Genomic DNA, 20561 nt, shown 5'->3' on the forward strand with positions numbered 1-20561 from the left:
ATTATATATAAAGGAATTATAAATGAGCATGTTAAGGCTTTCCGTAGACAGACCGGTAACGACAATAATGTTATTTTTATCAATAGGGTTGCTTGGTTTGATTTCATATACAAGAATACCGCAGGAACTGTTTCCTTCGATGGAATATCCGCAGATTACTATTGTTACGAAATATGAAGGCGCCGGACCCGAAGAATCGGAAAAACTTATAAGCAAGATGGTTGAAGAAACCGCTGGGACGGTCAAAAATATAAAAAGGGTTTCTTCTAATTCTAAGGAAGGCGTTTCGATAGTAACCTGCGAATTCAGGTGGGGAACAAATATGGACTTTGCTGCTATGGATGTCCGCGAAAAAATAGATTTAATCAAAGAAGCTTTGCCCCGCGATGCGTTTGAACCTGTCGTTTTAAAATACAATCCTACGCAGGTAGAAGCGATGATGCTTTCGGTAAGTTATAAAAGCGGTTCTTCTTCCGCATTGAGAATGGCGGATCTCAGGCTGTTTGCCAAAAGAAATCTTAAAGATGAGCTTGAAAGGCTTGAAGGGGTTGCCAAAGTCGAACTGAGAGGTGGAGAAGAAAAAGAAATTTTGATAGAGATAGATAAGGGCAGACTTCTTGCTAATCAGGTTTCGATAACAGAAATTATTACTTCGCTTCAGAATGCAAATATTACCTACCCAGCAGGTACCATTAAAGAAGAAAAACATGAGTATCTTGTAAAAACCGTCGGTGAATTCCAAGACATAGACGATATAGCAGGACTTTCGTTTAGTAAAATCGATTACAATATCCAGCAGAATATGAGCACAAAAAGAGTAAGAAATCAGCAGCAGGAAACCGGCGATAAAATAGTCTTTTTAAAAGACGTGGCTGACGTTAAAGAGTCTTTAAAAGATAGAAAAGGATATTCCAGATATGGCATAGGAAATGATATTGCGGAAAATATATCTGTCAGCATTTACCAGCAGTCCGGCTCAAATTTGATTAATCTTTCAAACAACGTTCAGAAAAAGCTTAAAGACATCCGTGAGGCTGGAAAAGTGCCTGAAGATGTGGATATTAAAATTACTTCCGACCAGTCCGATTTTATTAAAGAATCTCTTGCCAACCTGTACTCAAGCGGCATACAAGGCATACTTTTATCTTTTATTCTTTTATATTTCTTTATGAGAAGCTTTATGGCTTCGACAATTATAAACGTCGCCATTCCGGTTGCTCTTTGTTCTACTTTGAGTTTGATGTATTTTAATGATATTTCTATTAATACGATGTCGCTTGGAGGACTTACCGTAGGCATAGGTATGGTTGTCGATAATTCCAACATGGTTCTTGAAAATATCCTGATGCAGTATCATAAATTTAAAGCTGGCGACAAAAAAGAATCCATATACGCTGCGACAAAAAGTCTGCTTGCACCTGTTTTGAGTTCCACGTTTACTTCGGTGGCAATATTCATACCTTTTGTGTTTGTCGCAGGGATGATAGGACAGCTTTTTAAACAGCTTGCTTTAACGATTACTTTTTCCTTGATGTCTTCGATTTTTGCTGCAATGTTTTTGGTTCCTCGACTTGCGTTGTCTTCGGATTTGAGCAAACAGTCTATCACCTCTGGAATGGCTGTTATTAATAAATATTTTACTCCCATTTTCAAGATGGCATTGGATTGGAGAAAAGGGAAAGTTTTCTTGTTTATTTTGGTATATATATTTATAGGTGTCTTCTGTTTTATGTTTATCCCGAAAGAGTTCATGCCTAAAGTCGATGAAAGAAGATTTGTTTTAAATTTAACTATGCATCCAGATACTCCGCTTGAAATAACAAACGCCACTTCAAAAAGAATAGAAAAACTTATTTCAAATTATCCGGAAGTGAGAGACATCTCCATAAGCGTAGGTTCTACAGGAGAAAATTCCGGCGTTGCGGCAATAGAATCTCTTTCAACTTATCAAGCGAGAATAATAGGCAGGCTTCACAAAGAAGGAATGTCAACAAACGAGCTTGTGGCCAATCTTTCAAATGAAATAAAAAGATGGGGAGTAAGCGGTATGGACACGGAATTTCTGACGCAGCAGGGGCTTTTTGGTTCTGGCGTCGGAGCAGCTTCCGGCCTTATGATTGAAATAAGAGGTAAAGACTTAAAGCTTCTAAAAAAATCTGCTGACGAAATAAGAAATACAATGAATAACATGCCTCAGTTTTATGGCATTAAACTTGACCCTCCAGACGAAGTACCAGAATTGAGGCTTACTATAGACAGGGAAAGAGCATCTCTCTTCGGTCTTTCAACCCAGGATATTTCTGCTATGACTCTTGCCGCAATCAAAGGCTTTGTGGCTACAAAACTTAAAATGAAAGATGAAGAAATGGACATAAGGGTGAGAATGCGTCCCGAAGACCGCGACAGACTGGAAAAAGTCATGGAAATGACAGCATACTCTCCATGGGGCATGACAATACAGATCAAACAGATTTCTCAGGCAAAATTTGTTAAAACTCTTCCTGCTATTAAAAGAATCGAAGGAGAAAGAACTTATCTTCTCTCAGCAAACATCAGAGGCAATTTTACAAAAGCTGTAGCCGAAATAGAAGAAGTATTAAACGACAAATATAATAATGATGACATTCACTGTGTCATTTCGGGAGAGATGCTTGCCATGACGGAAGCTCTGTCGCAGATTTCTTTTGCTTTAGTTTTGGGCGTCATAATAATATTTATGATTCTTGCTTCAGAATTTGAATCTCTTTATCAGCCTATAATAGTTATGACAGCGGTACCTTTGGGCGTCATCGGTGCTTTGTTTTCTTTGATGGTTACAATGCAGTCGATTAATTCGATTTCAATGCTGGGCTTTATAATGCTTGTGGGAAATGTTATAAATATATCCATTTTGCTCGTAGACAGGTTTAATTTAATGATGGAAAAGGAAATTTCAAAAAATAATGGAAAAAAACCAGATATATTTACCATTAAGAAAAATGTTCTTGAAACTACTATTAATCATATAAGACCAATCACAATGACGACTCTTACCACCATTACGGGCATGCTCCCTCTTGCGATAGGTTTTGGAGGGAAAGAGTCTACAAATCAGCCTATGGCAATAGCCGTCGTAGGCGGGCTTTCATTTGCTCTTATTCTTGCTTTAATTTTTGTTCCGTACGTTTATCTTGCTACAAAAGGAATGAAAAATACTGAAGACGATGAACTTTTTATGTGGAATGATGATAATCCACAAACTTAAAACCCTTAAATCAGACTCTCCGAGATAAAAACGTAAATATCAAAATCGACCCGTTTTTTATTTTCTGCAATTCTTGCAGGATTGTAAAATGATTTAAATTAATATTTAATATGTTGCATTTTATAGTGGCTTCATGAGAAATTAAATTTATATATCTGACAAAGTCAGTATTCTATATTTGATTTTGTACCATGCTAATTTATTTTTTAAACTTTGTGTTTTTGGGCAACCTGATTTGGCCATTTTAACTACCCTAAATCATAAACTCTTCATTTTTCAAAAAACTGGTAATATGTCTGTTGCAAAAGTTGTTATCATTATGATGGCAAGGTTATTGCAGGCAACAGTCTTTCACGGGATATATGCCACCACCTATTATCCGATTCCTGATTTTACATCTTTTCCTTTAACCTCTTATTTTTATTGAAATTATTTTAATATAGTTTAGGAATAAGTTTCAATAATATTAAAGTTTTATCAGTCTAAATTCATTGACTTTATTGTAAAAATAGATAAAATTATATCAATATTTTTATATAGATAAAAAAATATTTATTTGAGAGGTTTTATGAATAATGAAAATATGCAGGAGAATACCAAAGGTTTTTCTGAACCTACAATAAGAAGATTGCCCATTTATCATCACTATTTAGTTAAGGTTCAGGAGCAAGGAATATCTTTGATTTCAAGCACGCAGATAGCTTCAGATTTAAATCTTGTTCAGGTGCAGGTCAGAAAAGATTTAGAAGTAACTGGTCTTGAAGGTAAACCGAAAATCGGTTATGAAGTTGCGGCATTGATTAAAGCTATTGAATCGTTCCTTAGCTGGGATAAAATAAATTCTGTAATTTTGGTTGGTGCCGGACATCTAGGGAATGCTCTTCTCGGTTATCATGGTTTTAAAGAGTACGGACTTAACATAGTTGCGGCTTTTGATAGCGATTTTGTTAAAATCGGCAAGATTATACATGGAAAGCCGGTTTATTCTATAGATTCTATGCAAGATTATATAAAAGAGCATAATACACAGATTGGCATAATTACTGTGCCGGCTAAGTGCGCTCAGGAACTTGCAGATAAAATGATAAATGCGGGAATAAAAGCGATATGGAATTTTGCACCGATAAGAATAACGACTACAAAATTGGAAATAATAATCCAGCATGAAAGTCTTGCTTCCTCTTTTGCCGTTTTATCGAAAAAAATAAATTCAAAATAAATAAGTAACGGGGGACGTTATGGAAGCAAGTTACAGTAAGTTTAACAGGGTCTGTCAGATTATCGAAGAAAATAATTTTGATAAATCAAAATTGATTCCGATTCTTCAGGCAGTCCAAAACGAATACAGGTATCTGCCGGAAGAAATTCTGGCTTTTATCGCTTCGTCTTTAAATATTTCTCCTGCCAGAGTTTACGGCGTTGCGACATTCTTTGCGCATTTTACATTAAAACCCAAAGGCAAGTACATTATTAAAGTCTGCGACGGCACCGCGTGCCATGTAAAAAAGTCAAGAGGGCTTATCGATGCCGTTAAAAACAAACTCAATTTAAAAGACGGCGAATATACTACTAAAGACATGCTTTTTACTTTAGAAACGGTATCGTGTCTGGGGGCATGCGGTCTTGCTCCAGTTCTTCTTATGAACGAAGATGTTTACGGACAGGTAACCCCCGATAAAATCATCAAACTTATCGATGAAATAATTATGCAGGAGGATGTGCGGTGATGATAGATCTTGATAAAATAACTGCTTCCGTAGAAAAATCCGTAGCAAAAATTGACAAAAGAATCATTATTTGCGCAGGCACAGGCTGTGTCGCAAATGGTTCTCTCAAAATTTTTGAAGCTTTCAAAGAAACGGCAAAAGAAATGGGAATCAACCTAATCATAGAACTTAAAGAGGAAAACGATAAAGCATCATTGTTGTCAAAAAGCGGCTGTCAAGGATTTTGCCAAATGGGTCCGCTGGTAAACGTTTTGCCTGTAGGAATACTTTACAATAAAGTAAAAGTCACGGACGTGAAAGAAATTTTGGAAAAAAGCATAAAAAGCGGCGAAATAGTTGAAAGGCTCTGTTACCGCGGCAAAGGGAAAGCGTACAAAGGGCAGGAAGACATTCCATTTTATACAAAACAGCACAGAATGGTTTTAAAACAATGTGGTGTCATAGATCCAGAAAACATTGATGAATATATTTATGACGGCGGGTATAGAGCCGCGAAAAAAGCCTGCATTGAAATGTCCGATAAAGAAATCTGCGATTTAATTTCGGCTTCTGGTTTAAGAGGCCGCGGGGGTGGCGGTTTTCCATCAGGCAGAAAATGGGAAGCTGCCAGAACGCAGCCTAAGGGTAAAAAATACATAATCTGTAATGGCGATGAAGGCGATCCCGGTGCGTTTATGGACAGAAGTGTTATGGAAGGAAATCCTCACAGCGTTATAGAAGGCATGATAATAGCATCGAAAGCTATCGGTGCTGACGAAGGTTATGTGTATGTAAGAACGGAATATGCTTTGGCCGTAGAAAGAATGAAGAAAGCCGTTGCAGAAGCCGCAAAAAAAGGAGCGCTCGGGAAAAATATTTTTGGTTCCGGGCATAGTTTTACGCTTTACGTTATGGAAGGTGCAGGAGCGTTTGTATGCGGAGAAGAAACTGCGCTTATAGCTTCGGTTGAAGGAAAAAGAGGCATGCCTTCCCCAAAACCTCCGTTTCCGGCGCAAAGCGGTTTGTGGGGAAAGCCTACGATTATCAATAATGTCGAAACACTTGCTACTGTTCCCATGATAATAAATTACGGATCAGAAACTTTTAGAAAAATAGGCACTGAAGGTTCTCCGGGAACAAAAACTTTTGCTTTAACCGGCCACGTTTTAAACACCGGACTTATAGAGGTTCCTTTTGGCACGACGCTAAGACATATCATATTTGATGTTTCCGGAGGAGTAACCGATGAAAAAGGTCAGATTGAAGATAAAAACTTTAAAGCCGTGCAAATCGGAGGACCTTCAGGAGGGTGTTTAACTGAAGCACATCTCGATTTGCCTCTGGATTTTGACAGTTTGAGAAAAGCCGGCGCAATGGTAGGTTCCGGCGGGCTTGTCGTAATGAATAAAAATACCTGCATGGTAAACGTGGCAAAATTTTTTATGCAGTTTACTCAAAATGAATCCTGTGGAAAATGCGTTTTATGCCGTGAAGGAACAAGGCAGATGCTTATGATGCTTGAAGACATAACCGATGGAAGAGCCGATGAAAATACGATTCCTCTTCTCGAAAGTCTGGCAAAAGCTGTTCAGGTCGGTTCACTGTGCGCTTTAGGGAAAACCGCGCCGAATCCAGTTCTATCAACATTGAAATATTTCAGAGACGAATACGATGCTCACATTAAAGAAAAAAGATGTCCCGCCGGAGAATGTGTAAATCTCATTAATTATTCCATAAGCGACAAGTGTATAGGCTGTACGGCCTGTGCGATGAAATGTCCGGTAAAAGCCATTAAAGGTGAACGTAAACAGAAACATATTATTGATATCGCTTCCTGCATAAAATGTGGGGTATGCATGGACGTCTGTAAATTTAAAGCGGTGGCAAGGGGTTAAAAAATGGAAAAACAATTGACCATAAACAACGCGAAAGTCTTTTTCAGAGACGAAAAGAATATTCTTGAAGTAATAAGAAAGCAAAATATTGAACTACCGACTTTTTGTTACCATTCGGAACTCAGCGCCTACGGTTCATGCAGGCTTTGTATGGTTGAAGTCGACGGCAGAGGAATTCTGCCCGCATGTTCTACACCACCAGAAAGCGGAATGAAAATAAGAACAAACAACGAAGAGATAAGAGAGATGAGAAAAATCATCGTCGAGCTGCTTTTGGCAAATCACGACAAAGACTGTACATCGTGCCGCAAAAGCGAAACCTGTCAGCTTCAATCGCTTTCAAGAAAATTGGGAATTGACAAAATAAGATTTAAAAATGTTGCCAAGAAAGAAGAAAAAGATCTTTCTACCCACTCTTTGGTAAGAGATCCGGGCAAATGCGTTCTCTGCGGTGACTGTGTGAGATTTTGTGAAGAAATACAGAGTATTGGAGCCATAGATTTTGCCAATAGAGGACCTAATTCGCAAGTCTGTCCGAGTTTTGGAAAAGATTTGGACGATTCCGAATGCGTTTACTGCGGCCAGTGTGCGCGTGTATGTCCAACCGGAGCAATTACGCCGAAATCCGAAGTGACTTATGTCTGGAAGATGTTGAGCGATCCGAAAAAGAAAGTCATAGTTGCAATCGCTCCTGCCGTAAGAGCCGCCATAGGCGAATCGTTCGGAATTATGGGAGAAAACGGAACAGAAGCCGCCGGAAAAATCGTAACGGCTTTACGTTCGATGGGTTTTGATAAGGTTTTTGACATCTCTTTTGGGGCAGATATGACGATAGTCGAAGAGGCAAACGAATTTGTCGAAAGGCTTGGAAATGATAAATATATGCCTCAATTTACTTCCTGCTGTCCTGCATGGGTAAAGTTTGTCGAACAATATTATCCAGACATGATTAAAAATCTTTCAAGCTGCCGTTCTCCGCAGGGAATGTTTGGTTCAGTAGCTAAAAAGATTATGCCGCAGATACTTGAAGTCTCGAAAGAAGATTTGGTAGTGGTTGCCATAATGCCCTGCACGGCAAAAAAATTTGAAGCCAGACGTCCGGAACTTTCAAAAGATGGAATTCAGGATATAGATTATGTTTTAACGACACAGGAATTTGCAAGAATGATAGAAGAGTCTGGACTGCGTTTTGCTGATTTGAATCCTTCGGCTTTTGATATGCCTATGGGCTTTAAAACGGGCGGGGGAGTAATATTTGGAAATTCAGGCGGAGTTACGGAAGCTGTTTTGAGAAACGTTATACAGACAAAAGACGGCATTGATGAGACCGAAGAGTTCAGTTTTGTGCGCGGCGATAACGGCATAAGAGAAACAAAAGTCAATGTCGGCGGAAAGGAGTTAAAAATTGCGATAGTGTATGGTCTCAAGAACGCAAGAAAGATTGTCAGAGATATAAAAGCGGACAAGACCAGATATGATTTTGTCGAAGTCATGGCATGTCCGGGAGGCTGCATCGGAGGAGCGGGACAGCCGGTCTACAAAGATCTTTCAGTGAGAAAAATGCGTACAAAAGTGTTGTATGAAAACGATAAAACACTTGAACTTCATAAACCTCAGGACAATCCTTATGTTCAAAAAATGTACGAACAGTTTCTCGGCAATCCCGGCAGTCATGAAGCGCATGAGCTTTTGCACTCGAAACACAGCAATAAAAAAAGACTTCAGGAAGGGCCGTTTACTATTTACAAATCACTGAAAGAAAAGAAACTCAATATAAATGTATGTTTTGGCACTGGCTGCATGCTTAGAGGTTCACAGAAACTTTTAAGACAGATACTTGACTTTGTTGAGATGAAAGATTTTAAAGATAATGTCGGAATAGACGCTTCTTTCTGTTTTGAAAAATGTTCTAAAGGTCCGATAGTCAGAATCGGGTCGCAGACTATAGAAAAGTGTTCTATTGGAGCGGTGCAGGAGGCTATTATGGAAGAAATTAAAAAAATTCCTAAATAAGTAAACTTTTTATTTGAAAATGCTAAAATATGGTGTCAGCGCCGTATAGTGGCATAATTATCAGTGCAGCGGAGAAATATTTTGGGAAGAATAATGGCTATAGATTATGGACTTAGAAGAATAGGCATAGCAATGACTGACATTATGCATATTGTTGCAGCTCCTTTTGATACGATATACAGTGCTGGTAACACAAAAAAAGATGCCGAAAAAATAGCTGAAATAGCAAAAGAAAACGATGTCTCAGAAATAGTTGTTGGAGTTCCATTCAACATGGATGGCACGGAAGGCAAAATGGCCGAAACGGTAAGACAGTTTATAGAAGAAATCAAAAAACTTTCCGCAGCGCAAGTTTTTGAAATGGATGAAAGACTTACGACTGTTCAGGCCGAAAGGATGCTGATTGAAGAAGGAAATATTTCACGTGAAAAAAGAAAAGGACTTAAAGACAAACTTGCCGCCTCTTTTATTTTGCAGATTTATTTGGATATGAAAGGATTTTAAATGCATTATATAGTTGATGGCTATAATGTTATCAATTGCAGCGACAACTTTACGGCTTCCACTCTTGAAGGCAGACGTAATAAACTTATTGATTTCATTTTGCATAATCGGCCTCACGGGAGTTTGAGAAATATCGTTACCGTCGTTTTTGATTGCAAATCAAAAAATCCTTACGAATCTGGCGGCTATAACAGGTCTCATGTTGGAAGCATAGAGATAATTTTCAGTGATGGAATTATGCTTGCCGATGATATAATCGCCGAAATGGTCGACAATGCAAAAAATCCCTATGAAATTACGGTTGTGACAAACGACAAAGGTATCAGACGACGCACGTCGCCCGGTGGAGCAAAGCATGAAAGCGTTGAAAGTTTTTTGGCTAAAGGTTTAAAACAAAAAAACACAAACAGGTCGCGGGAAGTTTTGCCGAGAGACATAAAGGAAGGAATAAATGAGGAATTTGAACAATTATGGTTAAAAAAGCGGGGTATAAAGTAATCATTGCTGCGGTCATTGCAGCAGTTTTATTTATTGTATTTGCATTCTGCCGTTTTGAGAAATACGCGGAAAAAAAGGTTTTTATCGTACAAAGAGGGGAAAGTGCATCTTTGGTTGCGGCACGTTTACAAAACGAAAAGCTCATATGTTCAAGAAAATTGTTTTTGGCTTATGTGAAATTTACGCATTCAGCTGATAAAATAAAAGCCGGATACTATGAATTTACGGGTAAAGATGGAATGTTTAAAATTTTAGATGAGTTAAAGTTTGGTTCAAAAAGTCTTATAAAGTTCACAGTTCCAGAGGGAAGCAATATAGAACAGACGGCTGAAATTATAGCTTCAAAAAAAACCGTAGATAAAGACAAATTTATACGTATTGCTGCGGAAAAGAGGATGGAAGGCTATCTCATGCCAGAAACTTATTTTATAGATCCTCTTATGAGTGAAGAAGACATTATTTCTGCTATGAAAAAAGAGTTTGCCAATAAAGTTACTGCGGATATGTATGAAAGAGCCGGGGAGCTTAATATGACTATTGAACAGATTATTACGCTTGCATCGATAATCGAAAAAGAAGCGGTAGAACCGCAGGAACGTGCCGCTATAGCTGCCGTATTTCATAACAGGCTCAAGAAAAAAATCAGGCTTGAATCCTGTGCTACGGTTTTGTATGCTTTGGGCGTAAATAAGGCAAGACTTACTTTAGAAGATACACATTTTGATTCTCCATATAATACTTACAGGCATTTAGGGCTGCCTCCCGGCCCGATTTGCAGTCCGGGAATAGAATCCATAAAAGCCGCTTTATATCCGGAAAATTCAAGCAGTCTATTTTTTGTTTCCAAAGGAAACGGCAGGCATTTGTTTGCCGAAAGCCTTGAGGAACATGTAAAAAATAAGCGTGAAACCAAAAAAATAATAAAAAATCAACGCACAGATTAAGAAGAAAACAAATGCAGATAGTTAAGAAGTATCAAAATGAAATATACGGTATGGCTTTCAGTTTAACATGCAATGAACAAACTTCAAGAAAAGCCGCCATTAAAGCTTTCGAAAATCTTTTAAGATCTTATTATGCGGATTTGCCCGAAATAAAAACGGAACTTTATAAAAAGCTTTTAAAAAATATAGGATTCTTTGATATAAAGAAAAAGGATTTAAATAAAAAGGGGATGATAAATTCAATAAAACACAATCTTCGGCTTTTTGATAAAAAAGTTTTTATTTTAAAATATGAGTTCAATTGCTCATTAAAAGATATGTCATATATTTTAAATTCCTCAGAGGATAAAATAAAAAAATCTCTTTATAAAAGCGTGCAGCGCATCGCACAAATGCTTGAAGACGGCGAAAATGAAATGTGACGAAATTATTTATGAAATCGTTCCTTTTTGCTGCGGCGATCTTGATGAACAGAAAGAAAAAGAGTTCAAAAGACATACGACGGTCTGCAAGAAATGCGCGCAGACTTTTTTTAGAATAAAAAAAACTTTGCAATATCTTCATAAAGCTCACGACAGTATTACGCAAATGCAGAGCGTGGATTTAACCGACGACATACAAATATAACAAGGCAGGGGTCTCGTATGGAAAAAAGAAAAATTTACCTTGATAACAGCGCAACAACGCAGGTCGATGAAGAAGTAGTAAAGGAAATGCTTCCTTATTTTTCGCAAATATATGGCAACGCTTCAAGTTTTCATTCTTTCGGACGTGAAGCAAGAACAGCGCTTGATGAAGCAAGAATAAAAACCGCGTCTTTACTCAATGCCAGTGCAGAAGAAATCATATTTACCAGTTGCGGCACTGAATCCGACAATTTGGCGATATTTGGAATTTTGAACGCTTACGGTAAAAAAGGGCATATTATAACGAGCAAAATTGAACATCATGCTGTACTTCATTCATGTGAGCGTTTAGAAAAAAATGGATATGAAGTCACTTATATTGGTGTAGACAAAACCGGCAGGGTGTCTGTCGATGACGTTTTAAATGCCATAAAAGGAAATACGCTTCTCATAACTATAATGCATGCAAACAATGAAGTCGGAACGATTGAACCGATAGAAGAAATAGCTGCAGGATTAAAAATTATAAATGAAAACAGAAAAGATAAAATATACTTTCATACCGATGCCGTGCAAACTGCCGGTAAAATTAAGCTTGATGTAAAAAAGCTCGGGATAGATTTGCTTTCACTGGCGGCACATAAATTTCACGGGCCCAAAGGTATAGGTGCTTTATACGTTAAAAAAGGTACAAACATCTTACCAATAGTTTTTGGTGGTCATCATGAAAATGGTTTGCGTCCGGGAACTGAAAATGTGGCTTTTGCCAAAGCTCTGGCAAAAGCTTTGGAAATTTCAAACAGGGATATGGACACACATAATAAATACGTATTGCGTTTGAAGGAAAAGCTTAAAAAAGGAATTTTGGAAACAATTCCTGAAGTTTTTATCAACGGAAATGCCAAAAACTCCACAGCGGGCATATTAAACGTAAATTTTACTTACATTGAAGGCGAATCGCTTTTGCTGAAACTTGATATGAAGGCGATAGCCGCATCTACAGGTTCTGCCTGTGCTTCGGGTTCGTCTGATCCTTCTCATGTTTTAACGGCTCTGCGTGTTGATCCTGTTGCCGCTCAGGGAGCCATACGTTTTTCTTTAAGCCACAAAAATACCGAAGAAGAAATAAATTATGTTTTGTCAGTTTTGCCGGAGCTTGTCGAGAGTCTTCGCGCTATGTCTCCGGTATGGCAGGCAAAAAAGAACGACTAACGCCAATTTCACATGATGAGAGGAAAATTTTTGTATGAACATTAAGATTTGGGCAAAAAATCTTGTGGCGGCAAAACCTTTTGAAGTTTTTATCAGTATTGTTATAGTAGTAAATTGTTTATTTATAGGTATTGAGACGTATCTTCACAATCCAAAAATTTACATAATCCAGCAGACAGCTTTATCCATATTTATAGTTGAAATAATTTTGCGTTTTGTTGCGGCAGATGGAATAAAATCTTTTTTTAAAAGTGGCTGGAACATTTTTGATTTGTCTCTGATAATAATAAGCCTAATACCAGAATCGTTATTATCCAATCCCGCGGCCGTAACTTCTTTAAGAATTCTAAGGGTATTTAGAGTTTTAAGACTTGTAAGGACCGCTCCGGAAATAAAACTTATTATAAACGTTTTGATACGTTCTTTCAGATCACTGACTTATAATGCTTTGTTTTTCTGCATATTCTTGTATTTATTTGCGATAATGGGAGTTACTTTATTTAAACTTCCCACAGTGAATGCACAAACCCCTCCTGAAATTGTACAGGCCATGAAAGAAATAAAAATAATTGCTCCCAACAGTCCAGAAAACTCTCCGGAGTCGTATGGAACACTTCATGAATCGATGTTTACACTGTTTCGGGTTATGACCGGCGACGATTGGACTGATATACGTTATAATCTGATGAAATCTTACGAATTGAAACTTATACGCATTCCGCCTTTTATCATAACGGCTTTTCATGTAGTATGGTTTTGTTTGTCGGCATTTTTACTTTTGAATCTTGTGGTCGGTGCAATAGTAAACAATTATCAGGTTATTATGGAGGAGATGAAAAAAAGGAAAGAATCAAAAACATCTGAGAATAAGGTTGAAATTTGATAATATTTAATAAAATAAGTACAATCTATCAAATAAGTACAATCTATCAAATATATAATAAAAATGGAGGTAAAAATGTACATAGATTTTGCATCGGATTGGCCGGCATATTTTTTTATGGCAATATTTTTGGGATTTATAGTTTATGTGATTATCAAAGGACACTCTAAAGTCGTTGGAAATGGTATTGTTGCGGAAAAGTCAGGTGAGATAAAAAAGAAAAAATAAGATAATATTTTAAAAACCCCGCTTTAGCGGGGCTTTTTTTATGTATGCTTTTCAATCTTATCGTTTGAAGTGTTCATTGCTATCCACTTTTTTATTATATCTAAAAAAGGGCAATATCTATTTTGACCTTAACACATCATTTGACTAAAAATCACTTTTATTATAAAATACTACCTTGCTTGTTTTAAAGCCGAGGTGGTGGAATTGGCAGACACGTGAGACTCAAAATCTCAAGTTGCTTAGGCGGCGTGCGGGTTCAAGTCCCGCCCTCGGCATTCTATTTTTCTACAGACGAATTAAGCGCAGCATACTCGCCAGAAAAATTACTTAACAAAGTTTAATATGGAGCAAAAGCAAATCAATTTTTGCTGTCAACGTTCAAAAAATATTTTGATTTTTCTTGATTTGTCTATGCTGCTTATGTTTCAGTAAAAAGTATGCTAAAATATAGTATATGAGTGATATTTATAATGAAATCAGCAAACTAGCGGCACAATATTCTGATAACTTAAAGAAAGCTATTGATGACCGTTTGGAAGAAATGAAATCTGATGACAATTCACATTACTTAATCTATCAAGTTCTAGGCATTTCCGTCCGAGAAGGCAGGCTAATAGATGAATATCAAAATAAAGGCCGCTTCTTATACAAATATGCAGGTTCTTTCTTGGAAGAAGCAGCTATATTGTGCATTGAGAATAAGCACAATAACGCTCAACGAAAAATTCGTATCCCGAATACACAAAGTTCAAGACCGAAAACTTTTGAAATTGATTGTCTTGTTGGCAATGAAGCATATGAGATTAAATGGCGAGACGCAACGACTGACGGCGATCATATAACGAAAGAACATACCCGTTTGAAGCAGATAAAAAATGCTGGCTATACACCTATAAGAATAATGTTTTACTCTCCAAACCGCGGTCAAGCAATAAAAATACAACAAACGCTTGAAACAGTTTATAATGGTGTCGGTGGTAAGTATTTTTATAACGACAGCGCTTGGGAGTATATCAAGACTGACACTGGCATTGATTTGCTGGGACTATTGGAAGACATAGTGGAACAAAAAATAAAGGGATAAGAATTATGTTATTACTTGGCGACTGCTTGAAAAAAATAAAAAAAATCATTCCTAGCAGCGTTGATTTAATATACCTTGACCCGCCATTTTTTACGCAAACAAAACAAATTCTCAAAGATAAAAATCTCAAAGAATACTCTTTTGATGATACTTGGAAAGATATAGATGAATATAAAGCATTTATTAAAGTAAGGGTTAAAGCGTGCAGAAAAGTACTAAAAGACACTGGAAGCATCTTCCTTCACTGCGACAAGATCGCTTCACATCACCTGCGTGTGATTTTAGATGAAGTATTTGGTGTGGGTAATTTTCAGAGTGAGATAATATGGAGCTATAAAAGATGGTCTAATGCGAAGAAAGGACTTCTTAATTCACACCAAGTCATTTTCTTTTACAGTAAGACTGGCAATTTTACATTCAATACGCTATTTACTGATTATTCAGAAACAACTAATGTTGACCAGATATTTCAGAAGAGGAAACGAGATAAAAACGGAAAAATTGTCTATCAAAAAAATGATAGTGGCGAGTGCGAGTTAATAGAGCAAAAAAACGGTGTTCCGCTTTCTGATGTATGGGAAATACCGTATCTTAACCCAAAGGCGAAAGAGCGTGTCGGCTACCCAACACAAAAGCCAATACTGCTTCTTGAACAAATTATTAAAATTGCTTCCAATAAAGGCGACACTGTACTTGACCCGTTTTGTGGAAGCGGTACAACGCTCGTAGCCGCAAAATTGCTTGGTAGAAACTATATTGGTATTGATATATCCCCTGATGCTGTTGAGCTGACAGAAAAACGCCTTGAAAAACCTATAAAAACAGAGTCAATGTTGCTCAAAAAGGGTAAATCGGCATATACTAATCAAAATAACTCCATATTAGATTTGTTAAGAAAGATAGATGCCGAACCAGTTCAAAGAAATAAGGGTATAGATGGTTTCTTAAGAATAGATGGTAAGATGAAACCAATTCCAATTCGCATACAGCGAAATTCTGAAACGGTAGAATATGCCCAAAAACAGCTTAGCAATGCTATTGTTAAAAATGGTTTTCGATTGGCTATTCTCTATAAGACAACCGATAAAACAGAAAGTACTTTATTTACTCTGCCGAACGTAAGTCGAAATGATAATTTTTATATTTTTGATAGAATTGACGATTTGCTGTCATTTAAGAGAAAGTTTGCGGCTATGCGATAGCTGAATACGATTAGTCTTAAGAGAGTTGTTCCACACTTTTGCGGTTGGAGCAGCCACAAAAGAAAAACAAAAAAGCGAAAAATTGGTTTAATAATTTGGTCGGCAGCGCCAACTTTTGGCTCCGTCGATTTTTTAATAATTTCCAATTTTTCGCTTTTTTGTTTCTGCCGTCCCTGACGGGGTGGCACGCCAAAATTATTTCACAATTTTTTATAAACCTGTACCTAAGATAAGTTTAACCCTTTTTCAGAAAAAACACCAAAATTATATAAAAATTGAATTTTGTTTCTAACCCACTTTTTTACTTCCATAGCTTATCGCATTTGCTGTTTCTGCCTTCTGCGGTTTATTTTGCTTTTCCCTGATTGGCTACGGCTTCCATTGCTTTTTTTACATCTTCTGGATCTCCAAGATAATAATTTTTAATCGGTTTTAACTTTTCATCTAATTCGTAGATGAGTGGCATTGCAGTAGGAATATTAAGATTTACTATATTTGCATCGCTTATATTATCGAGATATTTTACAAGAGCCCTTAAACTGTTGCCGTGAGCAGCTATTATGATTTTTTTGCCTTCTTTAATTTTCGGAGCTATTTCTTTTTCCCAATACGGAACTACTCTTGCTACAGTATCTTTTAGGCATTCTGTCAAGGGGAGTTCTTCTTTCGTGAGAGCGGCGTATCTCGGGTCATTTCCCGGGTATCTTTCATCGTTTTTTTCAAGCGGCATAGGCGGAGTATCATAGCTTCTTCTCCATATTTTTACCTGTTCTTCTCCGTACTTTGCTGCTGTTTCAGCTTTATTTAAACCTTGAAGAGCACCATAATGCCTTTCGTTAAGTTTCCAGCTGTTTATGATGGGAATCCAGTTGAATCCCATTGTGTCCATAACGATCCAGAGGGTTTTTACGGCTCTTTTTAATACCGAAGTATAAGCCAAATCGAAATCAAATCCATCTTTTTTTAACTGTTTTCCAGCTTTTAAAGCTTCTTCTTTTCCTTTTTCGGATAAGTCTACGTCAGCCCAGCCTGTAAATCTGTTTTCTTTATTCCACACGCTTTCGCCGTGCCTTATCAATACTACTTTATACATTGTCTCCCTCCAAAATTTTTATATAAAAATACTATATTTGAAAAGCTTTTGCAAATATACAATATTTTTGTTATTATAAAAAAATCTTACGGCTATTATCGGCATAAAACGTAGAGTATTTGTATTTAAAATAAGTGTGTGAAAAAAGCAGTTTTGTCCTTTAAAAATTTAAGAAATTGAGAGATTAAGGGGTATGTCGATGAAAAAAATCTTAGCTTTGGTTGTTTTATCATTATTTGTGGCATCTTCGTATGCTCAGGAATTGTCTTTTGAAAATTTACATTTTTACGGAGAAGGTTCATTCAATGGTTTTATATATGAAAACTCTACTTTAAACACTTCCGAAATATACAATGTCAGCGGAACTGGAATGTATCTTACCATCGGATTAAGATTAGACATTTATGAAGATATTATCGCATCGTTTGCTCTCGGATATACAAATATGTGGGGAGATGGATCAGAATGGAGTGGAAGACCTTTAAACGGCAATAGGGGACTTATTGACTTGTTTAAAATTGTTGAAGCAAACATGCTTTTTAATAATTTGTTTGATGTTGACGGACTTTCTTTCAAAATCGGCCGTCAATACTACGGTGATGAAGACAGCACAGTTGTGTATATCGGAATAAGAAGAAATCAGCCTTTATATATCGTCATAGGAGCCGCTGATGTGCCAGGTACGATAGGTGCGATTTCATCAATAGATGCGGCCGCAGCATACTATGACAAGGACAATATAAAAGCAAATTTGATTTATGGTATTATGGAAAATAGAGGAGCTGACGGAAATCGTACTCTTATCGGTGGCGATTTTAAATATTTAAATATTGCAGAGATCTTAGATCTTCAGGGGTATTTGTATAATTTTGAAAATTATGTTTCCGCACAAGACCACTATACAATATTAGGTGTTAAACCTACAGTAAAAATTAAAGGACTGAAAGCATCGTTGGAAGTGGCAAAAAATTTCGGAGGAGAGGAAAGTCTCAGCAATGAAACCTTTAATACGAATTTTATAAAAGCAGATGCTTCTTATGTTATTGAAAATCTTAAATTAACTCCCAGAGTTTCACTCGGAGTTTTTGGTGGTGAAAATAAACCTTTTATTACTATCGGTAATTGCAGCGCTGGTTTAATTGTCAGCCGAGTGTTGATTAATGGTAATTATAGCGATAACAGAATAATTAATACCGGAGTCGATTACGAATTTAAAAAATTTGTTTTCAGCTTTGATATTTTTAGTTACGATTCAAGAGATGGTGAAGATTTAAAAAATAATGTGAAGTTTGGTACGGAATTCGATCTTACTGCAAAATGTGCTTATGCGGAAAATATAGATTTTTATTTTGGAATAGGGCATCTATTCGGAGCTGACTTTTCAAAATTTAAAAACGGTGGCAAAGATTCTTTTGACTCTTCGACATTGCAGGCGGGCATAACATATAAATTTAATTAATTTTTGGTGAAGTTATAAGGCAGACTGAAATCGAGTATTGGTCTGCCTTTTTCTATTAAAATTTTATTTTGCTGTTTTATAGAAAAATGACAACAAAAGCTGGATTTATATTAAACTTTTAAAATCATTGTTGTCAAAAATTCTATCTTCTAAGCAATCGTTGACTGTAGGGATATCAGATAATCACTAAGCCTTTCCCAGAATGTCTTAATCAGAGGAGGGTTTTCGCTTTTATCGTTGTTTACAGATTTGAAATATTTTTTATTTTTATAAAGTGCATATATATTCAAAAATATTATAGAATTAACGAGAACGAAAGAAAGAGAATGAGAAAGAAGAAAAGAAGCAAGAAATAAGAGGTGAGAAAATGTTAATAGAAGAAATAGTAAAAGATTCGAAATACGAACTTACGCAGTTTAAAACAAAGCAAATAGAAGAGCTTGAAAAGAGTATAGTAGTGAAAGGGGAGAAAAACAAAAGGGAATATTATGTAAATTGTGTTGTGCGCAAAAAAGAGATAAAAGTTACGGCTGAAGAAGTTGTGAGGCAGTTATATTTGAAGAAGTTAATGGAGGAATACGGATATGATGAACAGCGGTTTGAGATACAAAGTGAAGTGGTGATGGGCAGCAGCAAGAAGAGGGCGGACATAGTGGTATATGAAAGGGAGCGTCCGACACAAGCCTATATCATAGTAGAATTAAAAAGTCCATTAAATCCTACGGCAAAAGAAGGGAAAAAGCAGTTAGAGTCGTATTGTAAATTTTCAGGTGCATCGATAGGTGTATGGACGGATGGAAAAGAGATAGAATATTATTATAGGGAGCAGGACAAACAATCAAAAACAACTTTTTTAAACAAACTGTCGTATTTGCCGAGGTCAAATCAAACGCTTTCGGAGATACTGAATATACATTATACGATAAAGCAGTTGTATATAAATGATAAATTAGAGAAAAAGATGTTAAGTGAGGTAATAGAAGAATTTGAAGATAGAGTGATGGCGAATTCAGGTGAGGACAGTTTTGATGAGATATTTAAGGTATTATTTATCAAGTTATATGATGAGTATATGAGTATGGATGATGCATATGAGATGTCTGCGCTGGTACGAAGTGGGAAAGAGTTGGAAGATATAGAGGATGGAGGGTTTAGAAGGCTTGAATTTAGGGATACAGGTAGTGACAGTGAGACAGGGAAGAGGATAAACAAAATATTTAAAGAGGCATGCAGGCAATGGAAAGGAATATTTGAAGAAGATGAGAAGATAAAATTGAAGCCGTCGCATTTGCGTTCGTGTGTGTCGTTTTTGCAGGATATAAAATTATTTAACAGCAATTTAGAGGTAGTGGATGATGCGTTTGAATATTTATCAATAAAAGCGTCGAAGGGGGAAAAAGGGCAGTATTTCACGCCGAGGTATGTGATAGATATGTGTGTAAAGATGTTAAATCCGAAAGAGAAAGAGTCGATGATAGACACAGCTGCAGGAAGCTGTGGATTTCCGATGCATACGGTATTATATGTATGGGGGAAAATGAAGTCTGGCAAGCCCAACTTATTTACAAATGCTTCACGTACAAAGAGAGAAATAAAGTATGTGAGGGATAAAATTTTTGCGATAGAATTTGACCCGCGTTCTGTGCGGGTAGCGAGGATGTTAAACATAATAGCAGGTGATGGTCACAGCAATGTATTAAAATTGAACACATTGGATTATACGAGGTGGGGAGAAGATGTGGAGATGGATGAATGGCAAAAGAACTATAGTGAAGGGTATCAGAGATTTATAGAGTATAGGAAGAATAAAAAAGAAAAGGGGAATAAAGAATTTGAGTTTGATATATTGATGGCAAATCCGCCGTTTGCGGGTGATATAGATGATGAGGTAATACTGGTCAATAGTGTGACAGCCAAAAACAGCGGAGGGAAAAAGCAAAGAAAGGTAAGCAGGGATATACTATTTATAG

18 protein-coding genes and 1 tRNA gene are annotated in these 20561 nt (G+C 36.7%); 18 read left to right on the forward strand and 1 reads right to left on the reverse strand.

Features of this window, described 5'->3' with window-relative positions; genetic code table 11:
* Window positions 1-22 precede the first annotated feature (22 nt).
* The 16 genes from LBD46_01315 (at window position 23) to LBD46_01390 (ending at window position 16039) form a co-directional block, all read left to right on the forward strand.
* A complete protein-coding gene (locus tag LBD46_01315; protein MDR2425819.1) occupies window positions 23-3244 on the forward strand; it encodes an efflux RND transporter permease subunit in 3222 nt (1073 codons plus the stop codon).
* Between the two features lie 568 nt (window positions 3245-3812).
* A complete protein-coding gene (locus tag LBD46_01320; GenBank protein MDR2425820.1) occupies window positions 3813-4463 on the forward strand; it encodes a redox-sensing transcriptional repressor Rex in 651 nt (216 codons plus the stop codon).
* A gap of 19 nt (window positions 4464-4482) precedes the next feature.
* On the forward strand, window positions 4483-4971 hold the full coding sequence (gene nuoE, locus LBD46_01325; GenBank protein ID MDR2425821.1) for an NADH-quinone oxidoreductase subunit NuoE: 489 nt from the start codon (window positions 4483-4485) through the stop codon (window positions 4969-4971).
* Window positions 4971-6845, forward strand: a complete 1875-nt coding sequence (locus tag LBD46_01330) for a 4Fe-4S binding protein (GenBank protein MDR2425822.1) — start codon at window positions 4971-4973, stop codon at window positions 6843-6845. Before nuoE ends, LBD46_01330 begins: the two co-directional genes overlap by 1 nt.
* A gap of 3 nt (window positions 6846-6848) precedes the next feature.
* Window positions 6849-8858 carry a [FeFe] hydrogenase, group A gene (locus LBD46_01335; protein MDR2425823.1) on the forward strand — a complete coding sequence of 670 codons (2010 nt, stop codon included), beginning with the start codon at window positions 6849-6851 and terminating at the stop codon, window positions 8856-8858.
* Window positions 8859-8939: 81 nt separating this feature from the next.
* Window positions 8940-9362: a Holliday junction resolvase RuvX gene (gene ruvX, locus LBD46_01340; protein ID MDR2425824.1), complete on the forward strand. Its 423-nt coding sequence runs from the start codon at window positions 8940-8942 to the stop codon at window positions 9360-9362.
* Window positions 9363-9860, forward strand: a complete 498-nt coding sequence (locus LBD46_01345; GenBank protein ID MDR2425825.1) for an NYN domain-containing protein — start codon at window positions 9363-9365, stop codon at window positions 9858-9860.
* Window positions 9833-10804: an endolytic transglycosylase MltG gene (gene mltG, locus LBD46_01350; GenBank protein MDR2425826.1), complete on the forward strand. Its 972-nt coding sequence runs from the start codon at window positions 9833-9835 to the stop codon at window positions 10802-10804. The genes LBD46_01345 and mltG overlap by 28 nt, the downstream gene beginning before the upstream one ends.
* Before the next feature lie 11 nt (window positions 10805-10815).
* Window positions 10816-11226: a hypothetical protein gene (locus LBD46_01355; protein ID MDR2425827.1), complete on the forward strand. Its 411-nt coding sequence runs from the start codon at window positions 10816-10818 to the stop codon at window positions 11224-11226.
* Window positions 11216-11431: a hypothetical protein gene (locus LBD46_01360; protein MDR2425828.1), complete on the forward strand. Its 216-nt coding sequence runs from the start codon at window positions 11216-11218 to the stop codon at window positions 11429-11431. The genes LBD46_01355 and LBD46_01360 overlap by 11 nt, the downstream gene beginning before the upstream one ends.
* 17 nt (window positions 11432-11448) lie before the next feature.
* Window positions 11449-12642: an IscS subfamily cysteine desulfurase gene (locus LBD46_01365; GenBank protein MDR2425829.1), complete on the forward strand. Its 1194-nt coding sequence runs from the start codon at window positions 11449-11451 to the stop codon at window positions 12640-12642.
* Window positions 12643-12676: 34 nt separating this feature from the next.
* Window positions 12677-13525: an ion transporter gene (locus LBD46_01370; GenBank protein ID MDR2425830.1), complete on the forward strand. Its 849-nt coding sequence runs from the start codon at window positions 12677-12679 to the stop codon at window positions 13523-13525.
* Between the two features lie 75 nt (window positions 13526-13600).
* A complete protein-coding gene (locus LBD46_01375) occupies window positions 13601-13753 on the forward strand; it encodes a hypothetical protein (GenBank protein ID MDR2425831.1) in 153 nt (50 codons plus the stop codon).
* Between the two features lie 189 nt (window positions 13754-13942).
* Window positions 13943-14028, forward strand: a tRNA-Leu gene (locus tag LBD46_01380).
* Window positions 14029-14207: 179 nt separating this feature from the next.
* On the forward strand, window positions 14208-14837 hold the full coding sequence (locus tag LBD46_01385; GenBank protein ID MDR2425832.1) for an ApaLI family restriction endonuclease: 630 nt from the start codon (window positions 14208-14210) through the stop codon (window positions 14835-14837).
* 5 nt (window positions 14838-14842) lie between these two features.
* Window positions 14843-16039, forward strand: coding sequence for a DNA adenine methylase (locus LBD46_01390; protein MDR2425833.1), 1197 nt, complete (start codon window positions 14843-14845; stop codon window positions 16037-16039).
* Between the two features lie 346 nt (window positions 16040-16385).
* Here LBD46_01390 and gpmA read toward each other — a convergent pair whose 3' ends face one another.
* Entirely contained in the window at window positions 16386-17132 is a 747-nt protein-coding gene (gene gpmA, locus LBD46_01395; protein ID MDR2425834.1) for a 2,3-diphosphoglycerate-dependent phosphoglycerate mutase, read from the reverse strand.
* Between the two features lie 199 nt (window positions 17133-17331).
* Between gpmA and LBD46_01400 the strand changes: the two genes are divergently transcribed.
* Together LBD46_01400 and LBD46_01405 are read left to right on the forward strand one after the other, a co-directional pair.
* Window positions 17332-18591: a hypothetical protein gene (locus tag LBD46_01400; GenBank protein MDR2425835.1), complete on the forward strand. Its 1260-nt coding sequence runs from the start codon at window positions 17332-17334 to the stop codon at window positions 18589-18591.
* A 367-nt stretch (window positions 18592-18958) separates the two neighbouring features.
* Window positions 18959-20561 (forward strand): type I restriction enzyme HsdR N-terminal domain-containing protein (locus LBD46_01405; protein ID MDR2425836.1); only part of this gene is annotated, 1603 nt, incomplete at its 3' end.

The sequence above is a fragment of the Candidatus Endomicrobium procryptotermitis genome (assembly GCA_031279415.1).
Classification (GTDB): domain Bacteria; phylum Elusimicrobiota; class Endomicrobiia; order Endomicrobiales; family Endomicrobiaceae; genus Endomicrobium_B; species Endomicrobium_B procryptotermitis.

Excerpts from the sequence above, each read along its gene's own strand:
- LBD46_01315 (MDR2425819.1), top strand. The coding sequence starts at position 23 with ATGAGCATGTTAAGGCTTTCCGTAGACAGACCGGTAACGACAATAATG.
- LBD46_01320 (MDR2425820.1), top strand. The coding sequence starts at position 3,813 with ATGAATAATGAAAATATGCAGGAGAATACCAAAGGTTTTTCTGAACCT.
- nuoE (MDR2425821.1), top strand. The coding sequence starts at position 4,483 with ATGGAAGCAAGTTACAGTAAGTTTAACAGGGTCTGTCAGATTATCGAA.
- LBD46_01330 (MDR2425822.1), top strand. The coding sequence starts at position 4,971 with ATGATAGATCTTGATAAAATAACTGCTTCCGTAGAAAAATCCGTAGCA.
- LBD46_01335 (MDR2425823.1), top strand. The coding sequence starts at position 6,849 with ATGGAAAAACAATTGACCATAAACAACGCGAAAGTCTTTTTCAGAGAC.
- LBD46_01345 (MDR2425825.1), top strand. The coding sequence starts at position 9,363 with ATGCATTATATAGTTGATGGCTATAATGTTATCAATTGCAGCGACAAC.
- mltG (MDR2425826.1), top strand. The coding sequence starts at position 9,833 with ATGGTTAAAAAAGCGGGGTATAAAGTAATCATTGCTGCGGTCATTGCA.
- LBD46_01355 (MDR2425827.1), top strand. The coding sequence starts at position 10,816 with ATGCAGATAGTTAAGAAGTATCAAAATGAAATATACGGTATGGCTTTC.
- LBD46_01360 (MDR2425828.1), top strand. The coding sequence starts at position 11,216 with ATGAAATGTGACGAAATTATTTATGAAATCGTTCCTTTTTGCTGCGGC.
- LBD46_01365 (MDR2425829.1), top strand. The coding sequence starts at position 11,449 with ATGGAAAAAAGAAAAATTTACCTTGATAACAGCGCAACAACGCAGGTC.
- LBD46_01370 (MDR2425830.1), top strand. The coding sequence starts at position 12,677 with ATGAACATTAAGATTTGGGCAAAAAATCTTGTGGCGGCAAAACCTTTT.
- LBD46_01375 (MDR2425831.1), top strand. The coding sequence starts at position 13,601 with ATGTACATAGATTTTGCATCGGATTGGCCGGCATATTTTTTTATGGCA.
- LBD46_01385 (MDR2425832.1), top strand. The coding sequence starts at position 14,208 with ATGAGTGATATTTATAATGAAATCAGCAAACTAGCGGCACAATATTCT.
- LBD46_01390 (MDR2425833.1), top strand. The coding sequence starts at position 14,843 with ATGTTATTACTTGGCGACTGCTTGAAAAAAATAAAAAAAATCATTCCT.
- gpmA (MDR2425834.1), bottom strand. The coding sequence starts at position 17,132 with ATGTATAAAGTAGTATTGATAAGGCACGGCGAAAGCGTGTGGAATAAA.
- LBD46_01400 (MDR2425835.1), top strand. The coding sequence starts at position 17,332 with ATGAAAAAAATCTTAGCTTTGGTTGTTTTATCATTATTTGTGGCATCT.